At 34.4% G+C, this 17201-nt stretch carries 16 protein-coding genes and 2 pseudogenes; 9 read left to right on the top strand and 9 right to left on the bottom strand.

Annotation, left to right across the window (positions count from 1 at the left end):
- Positions 1-322: 322 nt before the first annotated feature.
- On the bottom strand, positions 323-511 hold the full coding sequence (locus tag AC3WVZ_RS33760) for a DUF2187 family protein (RefSeq protein ID WP_098954935.1): 189 nt from the start codon (positions 509-511) through the stop codon (positions 323-325).
- Positions 512-759: 248 nt separating this feature from the next.
- Between AC3WVZ_RS33760 and AC3WVZ_RS33755 the strand changes: the two genes are divergently transcribed.
- Positions 760-1077 carry a hypothetical protein gene (locus AC3WVZ_RS33755; protein WP_233937127.1) on the top strand — a complete coding sequence of 106 codons (318 nt, stop codon included), beginning with the start codon at positions 760-762 and terminating at the stop codon, positions 1075-1077.
- 141 nt (positions 1078-1218) lie between these two features.
- On the opposite strand, the gene AC3WVZ_RS33750 is transcribed toward AC3WVZ_RS33755, so the two are convergent.
- Positions 1219-1725 carry a nuclear transport factor 2 family protein gene (locus tag AC3WVZ_RS33750; RefSeq protein ID WP_425594330.1) on the bottom strand — a complete coding sequence of 169 codons (507 nt, stop codon included), beginning with the start codon at positions 1723-1725 and terminating at the stop codon, positions 1219-1221.
- Between the two features lie 588 nt (positions 1726-2313).
- Here AC3WVZ_RS33750 and AC3WVZ_RS33745 point away from each other — a divergent pair.
- A complete protein-coding gene (locus tag AC3WVZ_RS33745; protein ID WP_233937124.1) occupies positions 2314-2757 on the top strand; it encodes a hypothetical protein in 444 nt (147 codons plus the stop codon).
- Between the two features lie 232 nt (positions 2758-2989).
- Here AC3WVZ_RS33745 and AC3WVZ_RS33740 read toward each other — a convergent pair whose 3' ends face one another.
- Positions 2990-3697 (bottom strand): IS6 family transposase, encoded by a 708-nt coding sequence (locus AC3WVZ_RS33740; RefSeq protein WP_100910607.1) that lies wholly within the window; start codon positions 3695-3697, stop codon positions 2990-2992.
- A 92-nt stretch (positions 3698-3789) separates the two neighbouring features.
- Here AC3WVZ_RS33740 and AC3WVZ_RS33735 point away from each other — a divergent pair.
- The 6 genes and pseudogenes from AC3WVZ_RS33735 to AC3WVZ_RS33710 form a co-directional block, all read left to right on the top strand.
- Positions 3790-4080: pseudogene (locus tag AC3WVZ_RS33735) on the top strand (DDE-type integrase/transposase/recombinase); the annotation flags it as partial.
- A 78-nt stretch (positions 4081-4158) separates the two neighbouring features.
- The gene (locus AC3WVZ_RS33730) at positions 4159-4758 is read left to right on the top strand and encodes an ATP-grasp domain-containing protein (protein WP_233937123.1); all 600 of its coding nucleotides are present in this window, start codon (positions 4159-4161) and stop codon (positions 4756-4758) included.
- Positions 4755-6116 (top strand): hypothetical protein, encoded by a 1362-nt coding sequence (locus tag AC3WVZ_RS33725; protein ID WP_233937122.1) that lies wholly within the window; start codon positions 4755-4757, stop codon positions 6114-6116. The genes AC3WVZ_RS33730 and AC3WVZ_RS33725 overlap by 4 nt, the downstream gene beginning before the upstream one ends.
- Before the next feature lie 2 nt (positions 6117-6118).
- Positions 6119-6745, top strand: a complete 627-nt coding sequence (locus AC3WVZ_RS33720) for an MATE family efflux transporter (RefSeq protein WP_233937121.1) — start codon at positions 6119-6121, stop codon at positions 6743-6745.
- A gap of 53 nt (positions 6746-6798) precedes the next feature.
- A protein-coding gene (locus tag AC3WVZ_RS33715; protein ID WP_425594293.1) for an IS5 family transposase occupies positions 6799-7571 on the top strand; the annotation gives its coding sequence in 2 pieces (ribosomal slippage) (positions 6799-7129 and positions 7129-7571; 774 coding nt in all).
- A gap of 69 nt (positions 7572-7640) precedes the next feature.
- On the top strand, positions 7641-8321 hold the full coding sequence (locus AC3WVZ_RS33710; protein WP_345743033.1) for an MATE family efflux transporter: 681 nt from the start codon (positions 7641-7643) through the stop codon (positions 8319-8321).
- A 66-nt stretch (positions 8322-8387) separates the two neighbouring features.
- On the opposite strand, the pseudogene AC3WVZ_RS33705 reads toward AC3WVZ_RS33710, so the two are convergent.
- The 6 genes and pseudogenes from AC3WVZ_RS33705 to AC3WVZ_RS33680 all read right to left on the bottom strand — a co-directional run.
- Positions 8388-8743 (bottom strand): annotated as a pseudogene (locus AC3WVZ_RS33705) (DDE-type integrase/transposase/recombinase); the annotation flags it as partial.
- A gap of 65 nt (positions 8744-8808) precedes the next feature.
- Positions 8809-9495, bottom strand: coding sequence for an IS6 family transposase (locus AC3WVZ_RS33700; RefSeq protein ID WP_233937119.1), 687 nt, complete (start codon positions 9493-9495; stop codon positions 8809-8811).
- 385 nt (positions 9496-9880) lie between these two features.
- Complete coding sequence (locus AC3WVZ_RS33695; protein WP_233937118.1) at positions 9881-10768, bottom strand: Rpn family recombination-promoting nuclease/putative transposase; 888 nt, start codon at positions 10766-10768, stop codon at positions 9881-9883.
- A 999-nt stretch (positions 10769-11767) separates the two neighbouring features.
- Positions 11768-14749: a Tn3 family transposase gene (locus AC3WVZ_RS33690; protein WP_233936968.1), complete on the bottom strand. Its 2982-nt coding sequence runs from the start codon at positions 14747-14749 to the stop codon at positions 11768-11770.
- A gap of 12 nt (positions 14750-14761) precedes the next feature.
- A complete protein-coding gene (locus tag AC3WVZ_RS33685) occupies positions 14762-15313 on the bottom strand; it encodes a recombinase family protein (protein ID WP_006923900.1) in 552 nt (183 codons plus the stop codon).
- A 385-nt stretch (positions 15314-15698) separates the two neighbouring features.
- Positions 15699-16406: an IS6 family transposase gene (locus tag AC3WVZ_RS33680; RefSeq protein ID WP_100910607.1), complete on the bottom strand. Its 708-nt coding sequence runs from the start codon at positions 16404-16406 to the stop codon at positions 15699-15701.
- A gap of 207 nt (positions 16407-16613) precedes the next feature.
- Between AC3WVZ_RS33680 and AC3WVZ_RS33675 the strand changes: the two genes are divergently transcribed.
- The gene (locus AC3WVZ_RS33675; RefSeq protein ID WP_233937116.1) at positions 16614-17150 is read left to right on the top strand and encodes a P-loop NTPase family protein; all 537 of its coding nucleotides are present in this window, start codon (positions 16614-16616) and stop codon (positions 17148-17150) included.
- The last annotated feature ends 51 nt before the right edge of the window (positions 17151-17201 follow it).

Here is a 17201-nt window from a genome sequence, read left to right as displayed (position 1 = left end):
CTAACCGTTTATAAAGGTTTTAGATACCTTTAAATACAATAAGTGTTTTTCGTAGGTGAAATACAACTCCATATACACTGTATGCTCCTTATTTCGATTGATTATCCTCTGAATCAGCGGAAGGGGGTTACCTTTGTATCGCTCTATCTTCAGTGACCTTACCAATTTATATTTCTAAAATCTTGTATTACGATTCATACTAATTAGACATAGCGGTTCGTAATCAAGTTCCATATCATGAAACAAGAAACATCAATACCATTGAGAATTATTATTTTTTAAAATGAAACTCGCTTATGTTTATACATAAAAAGTCTCCCCGTTATTTAGTCTTGTCTATACAAAGTCGATATTTTTTATGATTCACAACGGTTCTATCATATGGAAAGTCGCCACCCATAGCGGTTACAATTTCAATTAATATGAATCGTTCATACTTTTTGATCACGATACCAGTAATCTCCATACCATCTCTTTCAAATACGATTGTTTCTCCTATTTTCGCTTGCATAACAAACCTCCTTTAAAGTTTCAATTTATATATGTGCATATAATAAATTGAGTCTCTCCTCTTGTAAACACAATCCGAATTTTCTCAATTAAAATTTGGATACATGTTACAAAAGAATAAGATGCCCTATGAGTTATTTGTGTCGAAAATTGTAAAACAAGCTATTTTAGATGCAGGAATAAGTTTTATAAACAAAATATGTTTCTTTTGTTATCATAAGGAAAAAGAAACATAGGGGAGAATGGAAGATGAATGCAAAAGAAACGAGACTTCAAATTATAAATATACAAGAACAGCATTGCCGTGGATGTGAATATCTATTCGGCTCCTATCAACATTGCATTGCAAATTGTAAATGGGGGAAAGAAGTATACCAGTTAGGAAAGCATTTGTCTGGCGAGGAAAATGTGAGAGCAAAGAATGCAGAATGGAAATGGGATCAATTGTGTGAGGATACGGTTCAGTTACGGAATACAGGAATGGGATATGTGGAAATTGCAAAACGGTTAAAATGTCGCGCCAGTAGTTTACGTGAGCATTTGAAAAAGCGTGGACTATATGAATGATGTATCAACGATGTTATAAGAATATGGATGGTATTTAAAAGTGCATAAAAAGCTTGCGATGTTAGCATGCGGTATTTTTTCTCATCTGCCAGTTCTTATTGAGATACATGCTAGTATGTATGGAAGGAAGTAAATTTGTTTTTATACAATGAACATAAGCCGTATGCTAGCCAAACGAAGCCAAAACCTGAGCTTAGGTTTTGGCTTCGCAACATATGATGTGCATGCAAACTTAGGTATTATTTTTTTATTAATTTTTCCAATGGTATTAAATTCATCATCAGGTTGTAAGGAACGAGTTAGTTCATTACAACGTAAAATTTTCCCATCTTTCAATTCAAAAATCGCTATGATTTCTACGACACCACTATTCCCATTTTTCTTCTTTACATGAATCTCATATCTTAGCGTTGCTGTTTGCTTCTCTTCATCAAATAAAAAGTCATAAAAAGGTGATAATACCAGTGTTTCTACTATACTTTTTAAAGTTTCCATGTGAGTACGAAACCCTTGTATATTCACCTCTGTACCATCTGTAACTTGCATATATTGGTCACTAAAATAATCTGATATTTTATCTAATTTCAAATTTAAGATAACATCTTGATACACTTGTTTTAGAAATGTATAAGCTTGTTCTTTATTCAACACGATCACTCCTTCCACATTTCGTTTGTCCATGCATTTCAAAAGGGAATAATACTATCTAATCTTACTTCATCAAATGTATCAAAGAGATGATGATGGTTCTCTGCTTTTTAATGAAGCTTTTCATAAATGGAGGCTCATTGGCTTTCAGAAATAGTTACAATAGAATACATCGATTTCTATCACCTTCTTTTTATTACCATCTTGATTGCCTTTATAATCGTTAGTTTAGATGTTTTTACAAAAAACCTCCTTTATTTATAATTTGTATGAAATGAACCAAGTTTATTGTATAAGAAAAACCATGTTGTCCCTATAGCTAAATGATTGAAAAATAAATATGTCTTGCAATCTATATGTAACAACTTTTTATTACATATAGGGTGCATGGCGCTTAAAATGAATGGGTAAGATCATGCATATTCCGAAGGGATAAACGTTTTAGGAGCAATGTAATTACAGACCAGTAGATATTCGAGGGTAATAAAAACAACTTTAAAATTCAGAATTTTTAATTTGTTTTTTTCTCAACATTTGAATTAAAATAAACCTATATTCTATCATTCTCACAGAAGGGATTAAAAAGAGATGAAAATGGTTTTATGTTCATTATTAGAAGAATTGCTGCAAGACTATGAAAAACATCATTCATGTATGTATTTTATGTTCCAAAAAAACGAAGGGGACTATGTTTTTACAGATGTGAATCAGGCATTATTACAAACTGTTCATCAACAAAGAACTGATTTTGTAGGGCAAACCATAGATACTGCACCGCACCTTGGAGATGAAGTAACAAGAGCAAAATTAAAAACCATTTATCCATTAGCTTGGTCCGGAAAAAAAGTAATTTTTTACTGTTTTCCAGATCGTAATGTAGATATATTTGTAATCACATATCTTGAACCTCAATATAAAAAGGGGCAAGTGATACAAGTGAGAGGGCGCTGTGCATCCTTTGATAAAAATGAATTTCAGGATACGTTACAATACCTTAAAGAGTTTGTCACTTTTGAAATGTTACCTGAATAATTCACAGTATATTCCTACACCAATCACATATATCGGCTGTGTATATATGAAATCATAGTACGCGTGATTATTTTCTCAACAAACATGTTGGGTACATATGATAGAATAAATCTAGATAGGGTTTTTATGTATATTTGTCAGTAGATTAAGAGATGTTATTAAAATTAAAGGTTCTGGTGCAACAATAGTGGAATGTGAAAAAAGAATAGAAGATTCCTAACGGAATGGAACTTTATGCTGTTAAACCAAAGAGTTCATTGATAAGATATATCTGCTTTTGGACAGACTTCTCCCCTTGGAGAGTTTGTCCTTTTTTGATCATATGCATAGCTTCTATTCCAGTAATCATTTTTATAGCTGTAGGGAATGATTTCAATCCTAGCATATTCCGAATCCGTTTTTTGATAAACCGATGATCTTGCTCAATGATATTGTTTAAGTATTTTTTTACACGAAGTGGTATACCGTGTGGTATACACTTTTCTTCCTTTAGTTCACGTACTGCAACAGGATAGGCTTTATCGCCATCAGCAGTTATCGAACGAGGTTTTGTGGCATGAACAGAAGCCAAGGCTTTCTTTAGAAAACGTTTGGCAGCCTTCGCATCTCTTTTACGACTTAAATAAAAATCAATCGTGTTTCCTTCAGAATCAATCGCGCGATATAAGTACATTTTCTCTCCTTTGATTTTGATGTATGTTTCATCCACACGCCAAGAATCATTGGTTGGTTTCAAATGTTTTCGAATACGCTCATTTAATTCTGGTCCATATTGATGCACCCATCGCATAATTGTTGTATGTACTAAGAATAATCCTCTTTCCTCCATCATTTCCACTAAATCACGAAGACTTAAGTTGTACCGCAGGTACCAACGTACGGTTAATACAATGATATCAGGCTGATACTGTTTCCATTTGAATATATTTTCTTTTTCCATACTGATCACACACCTTTTTTTAGTAATAGCACCAGTATTGCCAAGTTTGAAAGAGCATTTTCAAATCATTTCGCTTTTTTGCACCAGAACCCGATAAAGCCTATCCTGTTGCAGTACGTGAACTAAAGGAAGAAAAGTGTATACCACACGGTATACCACTTCGTGTAAAAAAATACTTAAACAATATCATTGAGCAAGATCATCGGTTTATCAAAAAACGGATTCGGAATATGCTAGGATTGAAATCATTCCCTACAGCTATAAAAATGATTACTGGAATAGAAGCTATGCATATGATCAAAAAAGGACAAACTCTCCAAGGGGAGAAGTCTGTCCAAAAGCAGATATATCTTATCAATGAACTCTTTGGTTTAACAGCATAAAGTTCCATTCCGTTAGGAATCTTCTATTCTTTTTTCACATTCCACTATTGTTGCACCAGAACCTTAGGAAATGAAGATATGAAGGATGTAATAGAAGCATGCGAACGAGGATTAGTTTGTAACGTTAACTCATATTCTTCTATGTTTATTGGAGAGAGTAAAATGACTTTGGCGTTACTTACAGATTCAAAATTCCAAGAAAAATATCTATCTAAAGAACAAATTGAAATGGTTAATAAGCATATTTTATGGACAAGGAAATTAGAAGAAACAACTACCACTTTCAAAGGAGAAGTAATAAGTTTAATTAAATATATTATTGAGAATAAACATCTTTTTGTTTTAAAAGTAGACAATTCTACACGTGGAGAAAACGTATTTTTAGGTAAATACACAAATCATGAGACATGGTCCAAGATTATAAATGATAATAAAAATGAAAACTGGATAGTCCAAGAATATAATGAAATTCCAAGTGTGCAGATATTGGAATGTAAAGGTAAAAATATTATTAAAGAAAATAAAAAGTTTGGCATTGATATATTTATGTTTGGAGGGGAATATGCTGGAATTGTATCGCGTATTTCAGATAAAGCTGTTATAAATTTGGGACAAGGTGGATACGAGCAGCCTGTAATAGCATTAAAAGCTATAAAAGAAGTTGTAGCGAGTATATGAAGGCACTTGTTGATGATTTCAACTTAAAGGTTTTAGATATGCCTCAACTGGCAGTTAATTCATTTAAAAAGTTACAAAATAAAATGGTTGAAGATCGAATACTTCAGTATTATTTGGATAAGGAAACAGAAATTATTCCTAAACCGGGGATTTTAGATGAATTACAATTAAACCTTATTGGTGAAGATACTAAATCATTGTTAGATATTATTGTAACTTTGACGGAACGCATATTTAAGGGGAATATCTTAAATATGTGCACAGCTTTAGGGTTTTCAGAGAAACAATATGAATTAATGATGTCGACATATCAGAATGATAATTTAATAGCCCGTAGTGATTTATATTTCACAAATATTGGACATAAATTTTTAGAATTAAATGTGGATAGTAGTGTCGGGGGAATGGATATAGGTCATTTAAATAAAATGATGACTTCTTATGAGTTTTACAAATCACTAAAAGGATCTGAAAGATGGAATTATATTGATCCGATGGATAAATTAATAAAGAGTATTCATGATCTAGCTATAAAAACTGGAAAAGAAAATAGTGATGTAACAATTGCTGTTATGGATTGGGATGAATATTTGGATAGTTATTATGGGACTTTAAATTATATTAAATTAAGGTTAATAGAAGCTGGCTATAAGGCAGTGATATGTTCTCAAAAAGAAGTAGAATGTAAAAATGATATGCTAGTGGTGAGAAATCATACAATCGATATTGTATATCGGGTATTTTTGTGTGATGATGCTCTTCATAATCCTGAGGAAGTAAAACCAATTGTTCAAGCTTACCAGGCCGGGAATTTGGAATTATTAACAGGATTTCATACAGAGCTTTATAGTAATAAAGGGAATTTTGTATTTCTTTCAGACCCAAAGTATAAACATCTATTTACAAAAGAAGAGCTGAATGTAATAGAAAGGTGCATCCCGTGGACACGATTTTTAAAAGATATTATAATTCCAGATAATAATTGGGACGCTAATGGAATTGATTATATTATAAAAAACAAAGATAAACTTGTTATTAAGCCTACAATTGGATATGGGGGAAACGAAGTACTTTTAGGATGGAAGTTTAATGAAAATGATTGGGAAAACAAAATTTTGAATTTATTAAAAGCTGATGATGTATATATTGTTCAAGAGAGAGTATATCCAATTGAAGAGGAGATTCCTTTTTTGATAAATAATTCAATTGAATTAAAAAAGGCTATTTTGTGTTGGGGGCTTTATGTTATCAATGGAGAATTTGCAGGAGCGATGTTAAGAGGTTTACCATGTGAACAAAGTGATGTCGTAAATTTGGGAAATGGTGCAGCAGTAACATGTCTTTTTTATAGGAGTTGAAAATGAGTAAAAACAAGAAAATTTTAAAGATGACAATTCCTACCATAATTGAAATGAGTTCAACTAACTTTATGAGAGTAATAAACCTTATAATTATTGGTCATTTAGGCTATGAAGCCATTGCTGCGGTAGGCATTACAAATGTAATCATATTAAATTTGTTTGCTCTATTTAGTGGTATTGGTTTTGCTGTAAATTTCTTAGTATCCCAATCTTATGGAGCTAAAGAATTTAAAAAATGTACTATATATACTTATACTGGAATCTACTCTGTTATTGCTTTGCTTCCATTCTTTATACTATTTGCATTCTTTGCGCCTAAATGGATCTTTGAGGTGATGGGAGTTTCATCTAGTATTACAATGATAGGGGTAGGATATTTAGGGTTAAGAATAATTTCATTTTCTCTAAATATGTTTCGTGTAGTATTAAATGGTTTTTTTAGAGGTATTGGAAATACAAAAACTCCAATGTATTTCTCTATATTGGGTAATACTTTAAATGTGTTATTAGCATTATTATTAGTAAATGGTTATTTATATTTCCCTAAATTAGGTGTGCTAGGGGCAGGTTGGGCATTTATTGTTTCAGAAATTGTTCAGGTTACTTGCTTACTAGGGTGTGTCTAAAAACTATTTCTATGGTAGGATTACCTCAAACCATTTAGAGAGAGGTATTTTCTATGACGCCACGCCGCTACGAACTTACAAATGAACAATGGGAACAAATCAAAGACTTTTTCCCACCGTATTCTACTGGTCGTCCGCCTAAAAGAAGTAATCGTGAAATGTTCAATGCTATTTTATGGATAGCTAGGAGCGGCGCTCCCTGGCGTGATTTGCCGGACCATTACGGCTTATGGAAAACCGTGTATGCTCGCTTCTGCAAATGGCGTGATGAAGGTGTCCTACTGACCATTTTTCAAGAATTAAATGCTGAACCGGATTTTGAAAATCTCAGCATAGATTCAACCAGTATCAAAGCGCATCAACATAGTGCTGGTGCAAAAAAAAGGCCATAAATCATGAGTTTCATCAGCATATTGGCATGAGTCGCGGTGGAAAAACTACCAAAATCCATACAATTGTTGATGGTTTAGGCAACCCCATTTTATTTCATTTGACTGGCGGAAATATTTTTGATAGCACTCCAGTTTGCGAGCTTTTGGATGAAATACCAATTAAGGGCAGCAATATTCTTGGTGACAAAGCCTATGGTTCTCATACGATTCGTAACTATATTACCAATCATGAAGCAACCTATACCATTCCACCCAGATCAAATGCGAAAGCTCCTTGGAATGTGGATTGGTATTTATATAAAGAACGCCATTTAGTGGAGTGTTTTTTCAATAAAATCAAGCATTTCCGTAGAATCGCAACACGGTATGATAAGCTGGCATCTTCTTTTTTAGCCTTTGTGTATATCGCTGCCATTTTTCGATTAACACAATGAACAACAGTTTTTAGACACACCCTAGTTTATTATTTAAAGGAAAATAATTGGTTTGCTACAAAGAAATTAATAAGTTTTAAAGAGGCAAAATTTAAATTAATAAATTTTGAAGGTTTAAAAATCGGTCTGGAAGAACTTGGGATGAGCGGGGCGATGCTTCTCTTTACTGTGTTCATTTCTAGAGTTGGTGATATAGAATTGGCTGCCACAGAAATTGTGTTGAATGTAATATCACTTGCATACTTACCGGGAATAGGATTTGGAGTAACAGCAACTATATTAATCGGTCAACAGATTGGAAAAGGGAGTCCATTGATTGCTAAAAAAATCGGGATTGATGTTGTAAAAATAGGGTTATATTTTATAGTTCCTTTTACAATTATTTATTTTTTAGGAGCAGAATATATCGCAAAATTATTTACTACAGAAGAAATGGTACTGTCCTTGACTGTTGAGATATTACGTTTTGCTTCATTGTTTGTAATTTTTGACGGACTTCAGTTAATATTGGCTGGGGGATTAAGAGGAATTGGTGATAATTATTATACAATGAAAGTCGCTTTGATTTTAGGTTGGTTAGTGTTTATACCATTATCTTTTATATTTACCTTTGCATTAAATTTAGGGATTTACGGTCCTTGGGTTGGATTTTATATTTACATTGTGGGACTATTTGTTTCTTTTGGTTATAGGTATTTGAAACTAGATTGGTCTAGTATAGCGATAAAAGATGCTGCTGTAAGTGGTTAAATAAGGTTTGGGTGCAAAATAATAGAGATATAAACAAGAACGAAAGATTCCTAACGGAATTGAACCTTATTCTGTTAAACTGAAAAGATCATTTATAAGATATATCTGTTTTTGGACAGATTTCATCATTCCTGAAGAAATCTGCATCGCTTCTATTTCGGCTATCATTTTTCTAACTGTTTTACAATTATAATGCGTTTTTTGATAAACCAATGGTCTTGTTCAATGATGTTATTTAAATATTTTTTCACACAACGTGAAGTGTATCGTGATAAATGCTTGCCCGTCTTTAATTTCCATATTGCAACTGGATAAGCTTTATCTCCATCACACGTAATTGTACGAGGTTTTATTGCATGACAAAATGCCAAAGCTTGCTTTAGAAAATACTTAGCAGCTTTGGCATTTATTCTTTGAATTAGACCTATGGTGGTTCTGTTGCAAAGTTTGAAAAAACATCAACCTGCTTACAAAATACGGTTGTAGTTTAAGCAGTTCTGAATAACTGCTGTAATTCCTTGTACGTTGAAAAAGAGAAGTCTGGAATGTGACTTCTCTTTTGTTTATATATGGCATGAACCGTTTCGATTCCTTTCAATGTACGTGAAGCATGGCGCAGATTTTGAAATCCTGCGGATTTAACAAAACGTCGTTTGATATGTCTATGGTCTTGTTCGATGAGATTATTGAAATGCTTAACAGTACAATGTTTCGTATGCACATAAAAGCCATTATGTTTTAGTTTTTTGAATGCACAAAGTAAAGCATGATCCTTGTCTGTTGTGAGAACCGTTGGTTCTCCAAAAGCTTTCACTAACCTTTTCATAAACATATAGGCTGCTTGATGATCTCGCTTTTTGCGAAGTTGAATATCCAACGTGAGACCTTCCTTATCAATTGCACGATAAAGATAACGCCACTTTCCCTTGACTTTGATATAGGTTTCATCTAAATGCCATACGGAATGTGCTGATTTATTTTTCTTCTTCCAAATTTGATAAATGATATTTCCATATTCATGGACCCAACGCATAATAGTTGTAGGATGAACTGAAACACCACGCTCTCTCAAAAGTTCAGATACGTCGCGATAGCTTAAAGAAAAACGACAATAGTAGCCGACAGCTACCAAGATAATGTCTCTCTCGAATTGTTTTCCTTTAAAATATCCCATATGTTATGCTCCTCATCTCATTTTTCTACAGTCTAGCTCAGCTCCAAAAACTTTGCAACGGAACCGTGTAAAACGTATGTATTTTCACCACAAGTTAAGATATACTGTGAAATGAAGAGCAATCTGTAAGGGTTCGTTGCAGTATATATATGGTGAGTTTACGCAGAGAAAAGATACAGTCACGGATTATCGTGGCTGTATCTTTTTTTGAGAAGTGTTTTCACAACACACTATATCTAGGCTTTTCTTTTGTATGGTAGGAGCTATTTTGATATGATATATACGTATGAATGCTTGCAAAATCACAAACACAACAAAGACAGTCTGGCATAACTGTCTTTGTTGTGTTTTTTCGTAAAAAGAAGCGGTCCAAAGTCCGCCTCTTTTATACTTGCTCTATGATTTTCTTTACTTCTTCAATCGTGAGTTCACTTGCTTGTGCAATCGTTTCGATCGGAACTTGTAAACGATGCATACCGAGAATCATTTGACGTTTTCCCTCTTGCAGTCCTTGCTCACGCCCTTTATTTAACGCGTGTGCAATACCGGCCGCTTCATCCATCAAAGCCTTTTCCCTTGCTTCATACTCTTTACGAAAAGAAGCATCTTGACTCATATGTTCCCATTTATCGATCGCTTTTTGTAAAATCGGGTCTTGATTCATCGCAATCTCCTCCAAAGTATGTGTTAAATGTTCATCTTCATTCGCTGGTAATAATAATAACCACCGAACAAAGGAGTCTTCCCACGGATTGACCTTTTCTTCTCTCCATTGTTGCATGAGTTTAGGAATTTCTATGACATGAATTTCGATATCGTCACTTAAAAGTTGCTGCTGTTGCATATTCCACAGTTTCCCCGTCGTATGAAAATCTTCATATTCTTTAAACATGACGAAATTCAATAAATTAATGGTAATGGTTTTATGAAGGGAACTATAAGGTTTTCCTTTTTTTAATTGTGATGCATATAATCGACTCCAATAATAGAGAGAGCGTTTTAGTATGTCGTGGTGATTATTCAGCTGAATTTCTATGTTAATCCTAGTTCCTGTGTCTAACGTTGCGCATACATCTAGAATCGATAATTTATCTTCTTCATGTTCCCGATGTAGATGCGGATCTTCAAATTGAAGCGATTGAATCGGTGATTCTAGCGAATCTCTTAACATCGCGTTCAGAAATGTAATGAGAATTTCTTCGCTTCCCGATGTACCAAATAATTGTTTAAATGCAAAATCAATGCGTAAATTGACCAATTTTTGATTGGACATGGGCTTCCTCTCCCTGTCTGATAAGATCTCTTTTTTCTTATTGTACATAAAAACAAATTGAACATGCAAATAGGCTCTTATGATGAACATAAGAGCCCGACTGCAGATACATACAATAGATTAGATAACGACCATAAATTGACTTGAAAAACACCTAAAAAATTTACAAAAGAAACCATATTTAGTATACATCTAATTAGAAATATATACAAGGAATGGTGAAATATATCGCTTTTTCATCATTGATTTATGATATGATAAACTTGCGGATTCTGTTTGTGCAACAAGCTATGTAGGGATAATATACGTTTCTCAATCAGCACATTTTCTGAAAGTGGCATGTCTTACTACTCATAAGACATGCTATATGTATAATGTTCAAATAAAAAAACGTCTTTTACGTGCTGATAAAAGACGTTTTTTTATGCCTAAAACCGCATAATATAGTTCTTGCTTGAGCTTCTTTAGTATACAACAAATGAGCCATGAGTACTCTATTTTTCTACGTATGTATAACGCTTTTCTAACACGTATTTTCATTGAACTACTCGCCACTAATTAATCCTTACAATGTAATCAAACTTTTTATAAAAGGAGAACGATACTCTACCATCGTTCTCCTTTTAATTTGGCTTCTGCCGATCTCCGATCCATGATTGTGGTACAAAGTTCAGTAATAAGTTTTCCATGATCAAAGATAATTTGATTCTTGGTGTATGCATCAATATATTTCCCCAAACCTTTACTGAGTGTAACCTCCGCTTCCCCATTATCGTGAATGACACCTGAAAAGATGGTTTTCTCTTTGTTATAGACTTTATAGTATTCAAGTATTGAGCATAAAGATTTCACTAAATCACGGAGCATTTTTTCCAAATCAGGATACATATCTTTTGCTATTTGGCCTCACGATACCATTTCGGGAAAATTGTACGTTTAGACACAAATTGGACACATTTTTACCGATTCCGTATTTACATAGGGAATCGGTAATGGGTGTTAGTATCTATTTCTTGCATATTTTGTTCGTAAAGGTCTTAAATGATGAATCGATTTCTTTTGCTGTACATCCCAGATATAATCACCTGTTAATGCAATATGTTCCCAACCTAATGGAGAAATGTGTTGCACATATTCTTCTGGAATTTCCATTCCTTGCGAGCGTAATAATTCTATCGCCTTTTCAATATACACTGTATTCCAAATGACAATTACAGAAATTAATAACTGAAGACCATTCACTCGATGCAACTGATCTTCATAAGAACGATCACGTATTTCTCCTAATCGATGAAAACATACGGCTCGTGCAAGTGAATGTTTCGCTTCCCCTTTATTGAGTCCCACTTGAACGCGCCTTCTCAGTGCAGGGTCTTGCAGCCATTCTAATGTATATAATGTTCTTTCTATACGTCCAATTTCTCGTAATGCCACCGCTAAACTATTTTGCCGTGGATAAGATGCTAACTTTTTTAAAATAAGAGATGCAGTAACCGTTCCATTTTGCACAGAACTAATTAACCTTAATAATGCATCCCAGTTGTCTCGTATATGTTTTATTTGTATGGTGCCGCCAATCATAAAGTTTAGCTCTGGATAGTAGGAAGGTTTATCGATTGTATAAATTTTCGTCTTATCTATACTTTTAATTCTCGGAGAGAATCGAAACCCTAACATATGACACATACCAAATACATGGTCTACAAATCCAGCCGCATCCGTATAATGTTCTTCAATTCTAGTATCGGCTTCATGATATAATAATCCGTCTATAATATGAGGCGCTTCCTCAAAAGAACTAATGACTTGGGCATAAAAAGGATCATATTGATCTGAAATATGAGTATAGAAGTTTAGACCAGGATCTCTTCCATGTTTGGCATTCACTTGAGCTAATGGACTAGAAGCACCACTTGACCGAAAATATTGCCCATCTGAAGAAGAAGTGGTTCCAGTGCCCCAATAGGTAGCATGCCTATTTTGCCGTTGAAAATTTGATAAGACTCCCAGAGCTTTTGTGTAATTTTCATCACTGATATACCAATCTGCTATCCAAGCAAGTTGTGTATAGGTAATAGCAGGACATGCATCAGCCATTTTACTTAATCCAAGATTAATCCCCTCGGCTAAAATAGCCGCAAATAATGCAGTTTCATCTTTTGGCCCCGTTTTCGTATGAAGATGTACAAACTGTTGACTAAAATGGGTCCAAGAATCTACTTCTACCAATAGTTCGGTCAGTTTAATACGGGGTAATACATCATAAATAGCCCTTGTAAGATCTGCCACATCGTCTGGAACATCCTTTTTTAAAGATGGAATGTGGATGTGACCTCCATAAACAGAAACATCCGATAATTCTTGGTTTCGAATGAGTTGATTTACCATTGTTAATTGGTCTTGCATCAATCCGCATCGATTTTGTATATACTCCTCTACATTTGTAGCAATAGACAACGGGATTTGTTGTTTCCTTTTGATTTCTTCCCAGGTTTGTGCCGGTAATAAGTACTCATCAAAGTTTTTGTATTGTTTACTTCCTGGTACCCATATATCTCCCGAACGAAGGTGATTACATAATTCTGTCCATACACTAAATTCATAGTAATGACGGTCAATGCCATCTTCTTTTAAAACATGTTTCAACCATTTGGATTTTATAAAATCCAGGGGAGCACATTCAGGAACTTTTCTTTTCTTGGATGTATTCAGTTCCTTTAAGATTTCAAGTGCTTCACATAATGTTTGGGTGATACCAGAAGATTGAAACGTATAAATCTGTAAAAGTCGCGGGGCAAACTTGCGAAATTGTCCATAATAGGTATCCAGTAATTCTAAATAATCGAATTCTGCAGGCCTCGTCAACGCTTCCGCTTGTTCTACCGAATGAACAAATTGGTCCCATGGTATAACAGCTTGTAAAGATACAAAAGGGTCTTGCTCGGTTTCTTTTGCTTCAATTAAAACCTTCCCCAGTTTTGCAAATAAGCGGATTTTCTCATTAATTAATTTTCCGTCATTTTGAAACGAATCGTTATGTATTTTTTCTCCTCGTTTAAACATGCGCCCAAGTAACTTTTCATTTACATATAAACCTTGGTCAATTAAAAAAGCATAAATATGAATTAAAAATGCCATTAAAGTTGCATAACGTTTCAGAGAATGGAACCGAGACAAATGTTGGGTGGAATACCGAGAGCCTTCCCTAGCTAATTGTAGTAATCTATTTTGGTGAATCTCTTGTCCGTTTTCTAATGGTAATGCGAGCTTTTGAATAAATTGAATGCGGTCTAATATTTTATGAAAATTTTTAAGTGAAACCGTTCCAGGTGGTTTTCGTAACCAGGATAAACTTGTAATATGTTTGTCTGCAGACTTTGTTAATAGCTGGTCTAATTGTAAAAGTTGTTGTGGAGATAACGCTTTTGTTAACTTTTTAAACGTTCGCTTTTCTGCACGTTCACATACCGCCCAAACTAAATGTTCTATGGCATACATGGCAGGAAGAATGATTTTTCTTTTTCGCATTTCTTGTATTAAAAGGTCAACCAAAACCAGGCCTTTCTCGGTTCCCATAACAGTTGGAAGAAGCCAATTTGCTAACTCTCGATATTCTCGTAAGGTAAAAGATCGGAATCCAAAATGTTTTCGAGTTTTGCTGATGTGTTCTCGCCTTGTTGTATCGCGAATTTTCGCATACTTATGTATAGCTGCAGGCACGATTCCTAATCTTTTTGCAAGCAAAGAAACAAGAAAATCGGATATTTTTTCTTCAGAAGCGAATGGCCGACCAGGAAATCGTAAATAAGCCAATTGAACCGCAAAACCTAATTGATTCGTTGCGCCGCGTTGTTGACGGATGATTTGTATATCTTCTTCCGATAAAGTGTAGTATCGTATCCGCTCTCGTTCACTCATCTGGTCTGGTAATTCATAAAAGTATTCTCGTTGCGTTTGAGTCAGAACTTCTCTCGTCGCCATCTGAACTTCCTCCTATTTATGTAAATAACGATACACGGTTGTACGAGAAATCTTTAATATTTGCGCAATATCTTTAATGGGGGTTTTCTTAGACACGAGTGTTTGTATCATTTGTTGTTCTTTTTCTCCTAACTTTTCAGGTCTTCCACCAAAACGTCCCCGAGCCCTTGCGGCAATTCTTCCCGCCTCTGTCCGTTCACGAATGAGGTTTCTTTCAAATTCTGCAAAAGAAGCAAATAAGTGAAACATTAATTGTCCTGTAGCGCTAGAGCGATCCATCGTGATATTTTCTTGTACACTATAGAAACTAACGCCCTGTTCATTTAATTCATTTACAATTTGGATAAGATGATGCATCGTTCTTCCTAAACGATCGAGTCGCCAGACTACCAAAGAATCACCAGGTCTCACATATTGAAGAGCCTTTTCAAGGCCGGGCCTTTTTCCAGCGATGCCACTCAACTTGTCTTCAAATATTTCATCACATCCATACGCCTTTAAAGCATCTATTTGTAAATCCAAATTTTGATCTACAGTTGATACACGAACATAACCAATTTTCAATTTGTAGTCTCTCCCTGTTCAATAATTTAATTTTAGATAGATATCTGAACATACATAATTGTACACTGTTTATGGACACGATAATAGGAAAAAATGTAGTGTTTTTTACTAAAAAATAAAGTGTACAGAAATATACAATTTTCTGTACACAAAAGAAGTAACTTTCTGTTATTTGAAACATGCTTGTATACTTATAGAGCAAAGAAAAAATTGAGAAGATATCATTCATCAGGAGGAATTATATTGCCACTACTCTTTATCTTGCTATTTTTTATTGTAAATGTTCTTATTTATTTCAAATCATCTCGATGGAGAAAACAACGGTTCTGGTGCAACAATAGTGGAATGTGAAAAAAGAATAGAAGATTCCTAACGGAATGGAACTTTATGCTGTTAAACCAAAGAGTTCATTGATAAGATATATCTGCTTTTGGACAGACTTCTCCCCTTGGAGAGTTTGTCCTTTTTTGATCATATGCATAGCTTCTATTCCAGTAATCATTTTTATAGCTGTAGGGAATGATTTCAATCCTAGCATATTCCGAATCCGTTTTTTGATAAACCGATGATCTTGCTCAATGATATTGTTTAAGTATTTTTTTACACGAAGTGGTATACCGTGTGGTATACACTTTTCTTCCTTTAGTTCACGTACTGCAACAGGATAGGCTTTATCGCCATCAGCAGTTATCGAACGAGGTTTTGTGGCATGAACAGAAGCCAAGGCTTTCTTTAGAAAACGTTTGGCAGCCTTCGCATCTCTTTTACGACTTAAATAAAAATCAATCGTGTTTCCTTCAGAATCAATCGCGCGATATAAGTACATTTTCTCTCCTTTGATTTTGATGTATGTTTCATCCACACGCCAAGAATCATTGGTTGGTTTCAAATGTTTTCGAATACGCTCATTTAATTCTGGTCCATATTGATGCACCCATCGCATAATTGTTGTATGTACTAAGAATAATCCTCTTTCCTCCATCATTTCCACTAAATCACGAAGACTTAAGTTGTACCGCAGGTACCAACGTACGGTTAATACAATGATATCAGGCTGATACTGTTTCCATTTGAATATATTTTCTTTTTCCATACTGATCACACACCTTTTTTTAGTAATAGCACCAGTATTGCCAAGTTTGAAAGAGCATTTTCAAATCATTTCGCTTTTTTGCACCAGAACCGTGCAGAGCTCAAATCGTCATTTGTGCAGCTTTATGGTTATACAAATCAAAAATTATAAATGCTGTGCAAAAGTAGTAAAAGAATCTAAATTAAGAAAAAGAAAGGTGCGATTTTTATGAACGGAATGTTTATTGGAAGAAGTGAAAAGTCATCAAATTTTATCAAGCCAGAGTGCTATGACAGGAGTAAGTCAAATGTATTGGTAACGGGGAAAGCGGGAAAAGGAATCAGTCCACATTTCGTGTTTGCAGAAGAGAATAGAAATATCTTGGTACGAGGAAGCGTAGGCAAAGGGAAAACATGGCTACTGAAACAATCAATCAACATCATGATACTAGAGGATGTTCAATTGACCATATTAGATGGTTGTGGAGAATATCAAGAGTATAACGAACGGGTTTGTGTGATTCCTTTTGCGCATGAAGGAGTGTTTCTCACCTTATCAGAACAACAGCAGTGCAAGCACTCTCAGGTTGTTGTGATAGATGAAATGATGAAATGGTATCGCCAAGTTCCAGAGCGGTTTCTTCCATTTTTAGAAGAATTAGAGCAGTTGAATATAGGAATCATTGCAAGTTGTCAAGAGGAACCACCATCAGAATTAGCAGTGAAATTTGGTGAACCGTATAATTTAGATGAGGAGCAGTCTTAAAATCACACAATATTTCCATTTAGCGATATAAAAAGATGAAATGATGAAAGG

It is taken from the genome of Bacillus sp. CPT56D-587-MTF, assembly GCF_058792335.1.
The sequence above is the reverse complement of the archived record's forward strand: the minus strand, read 5'-3'. Positions and strand labels throughout refer to the sequence as shown.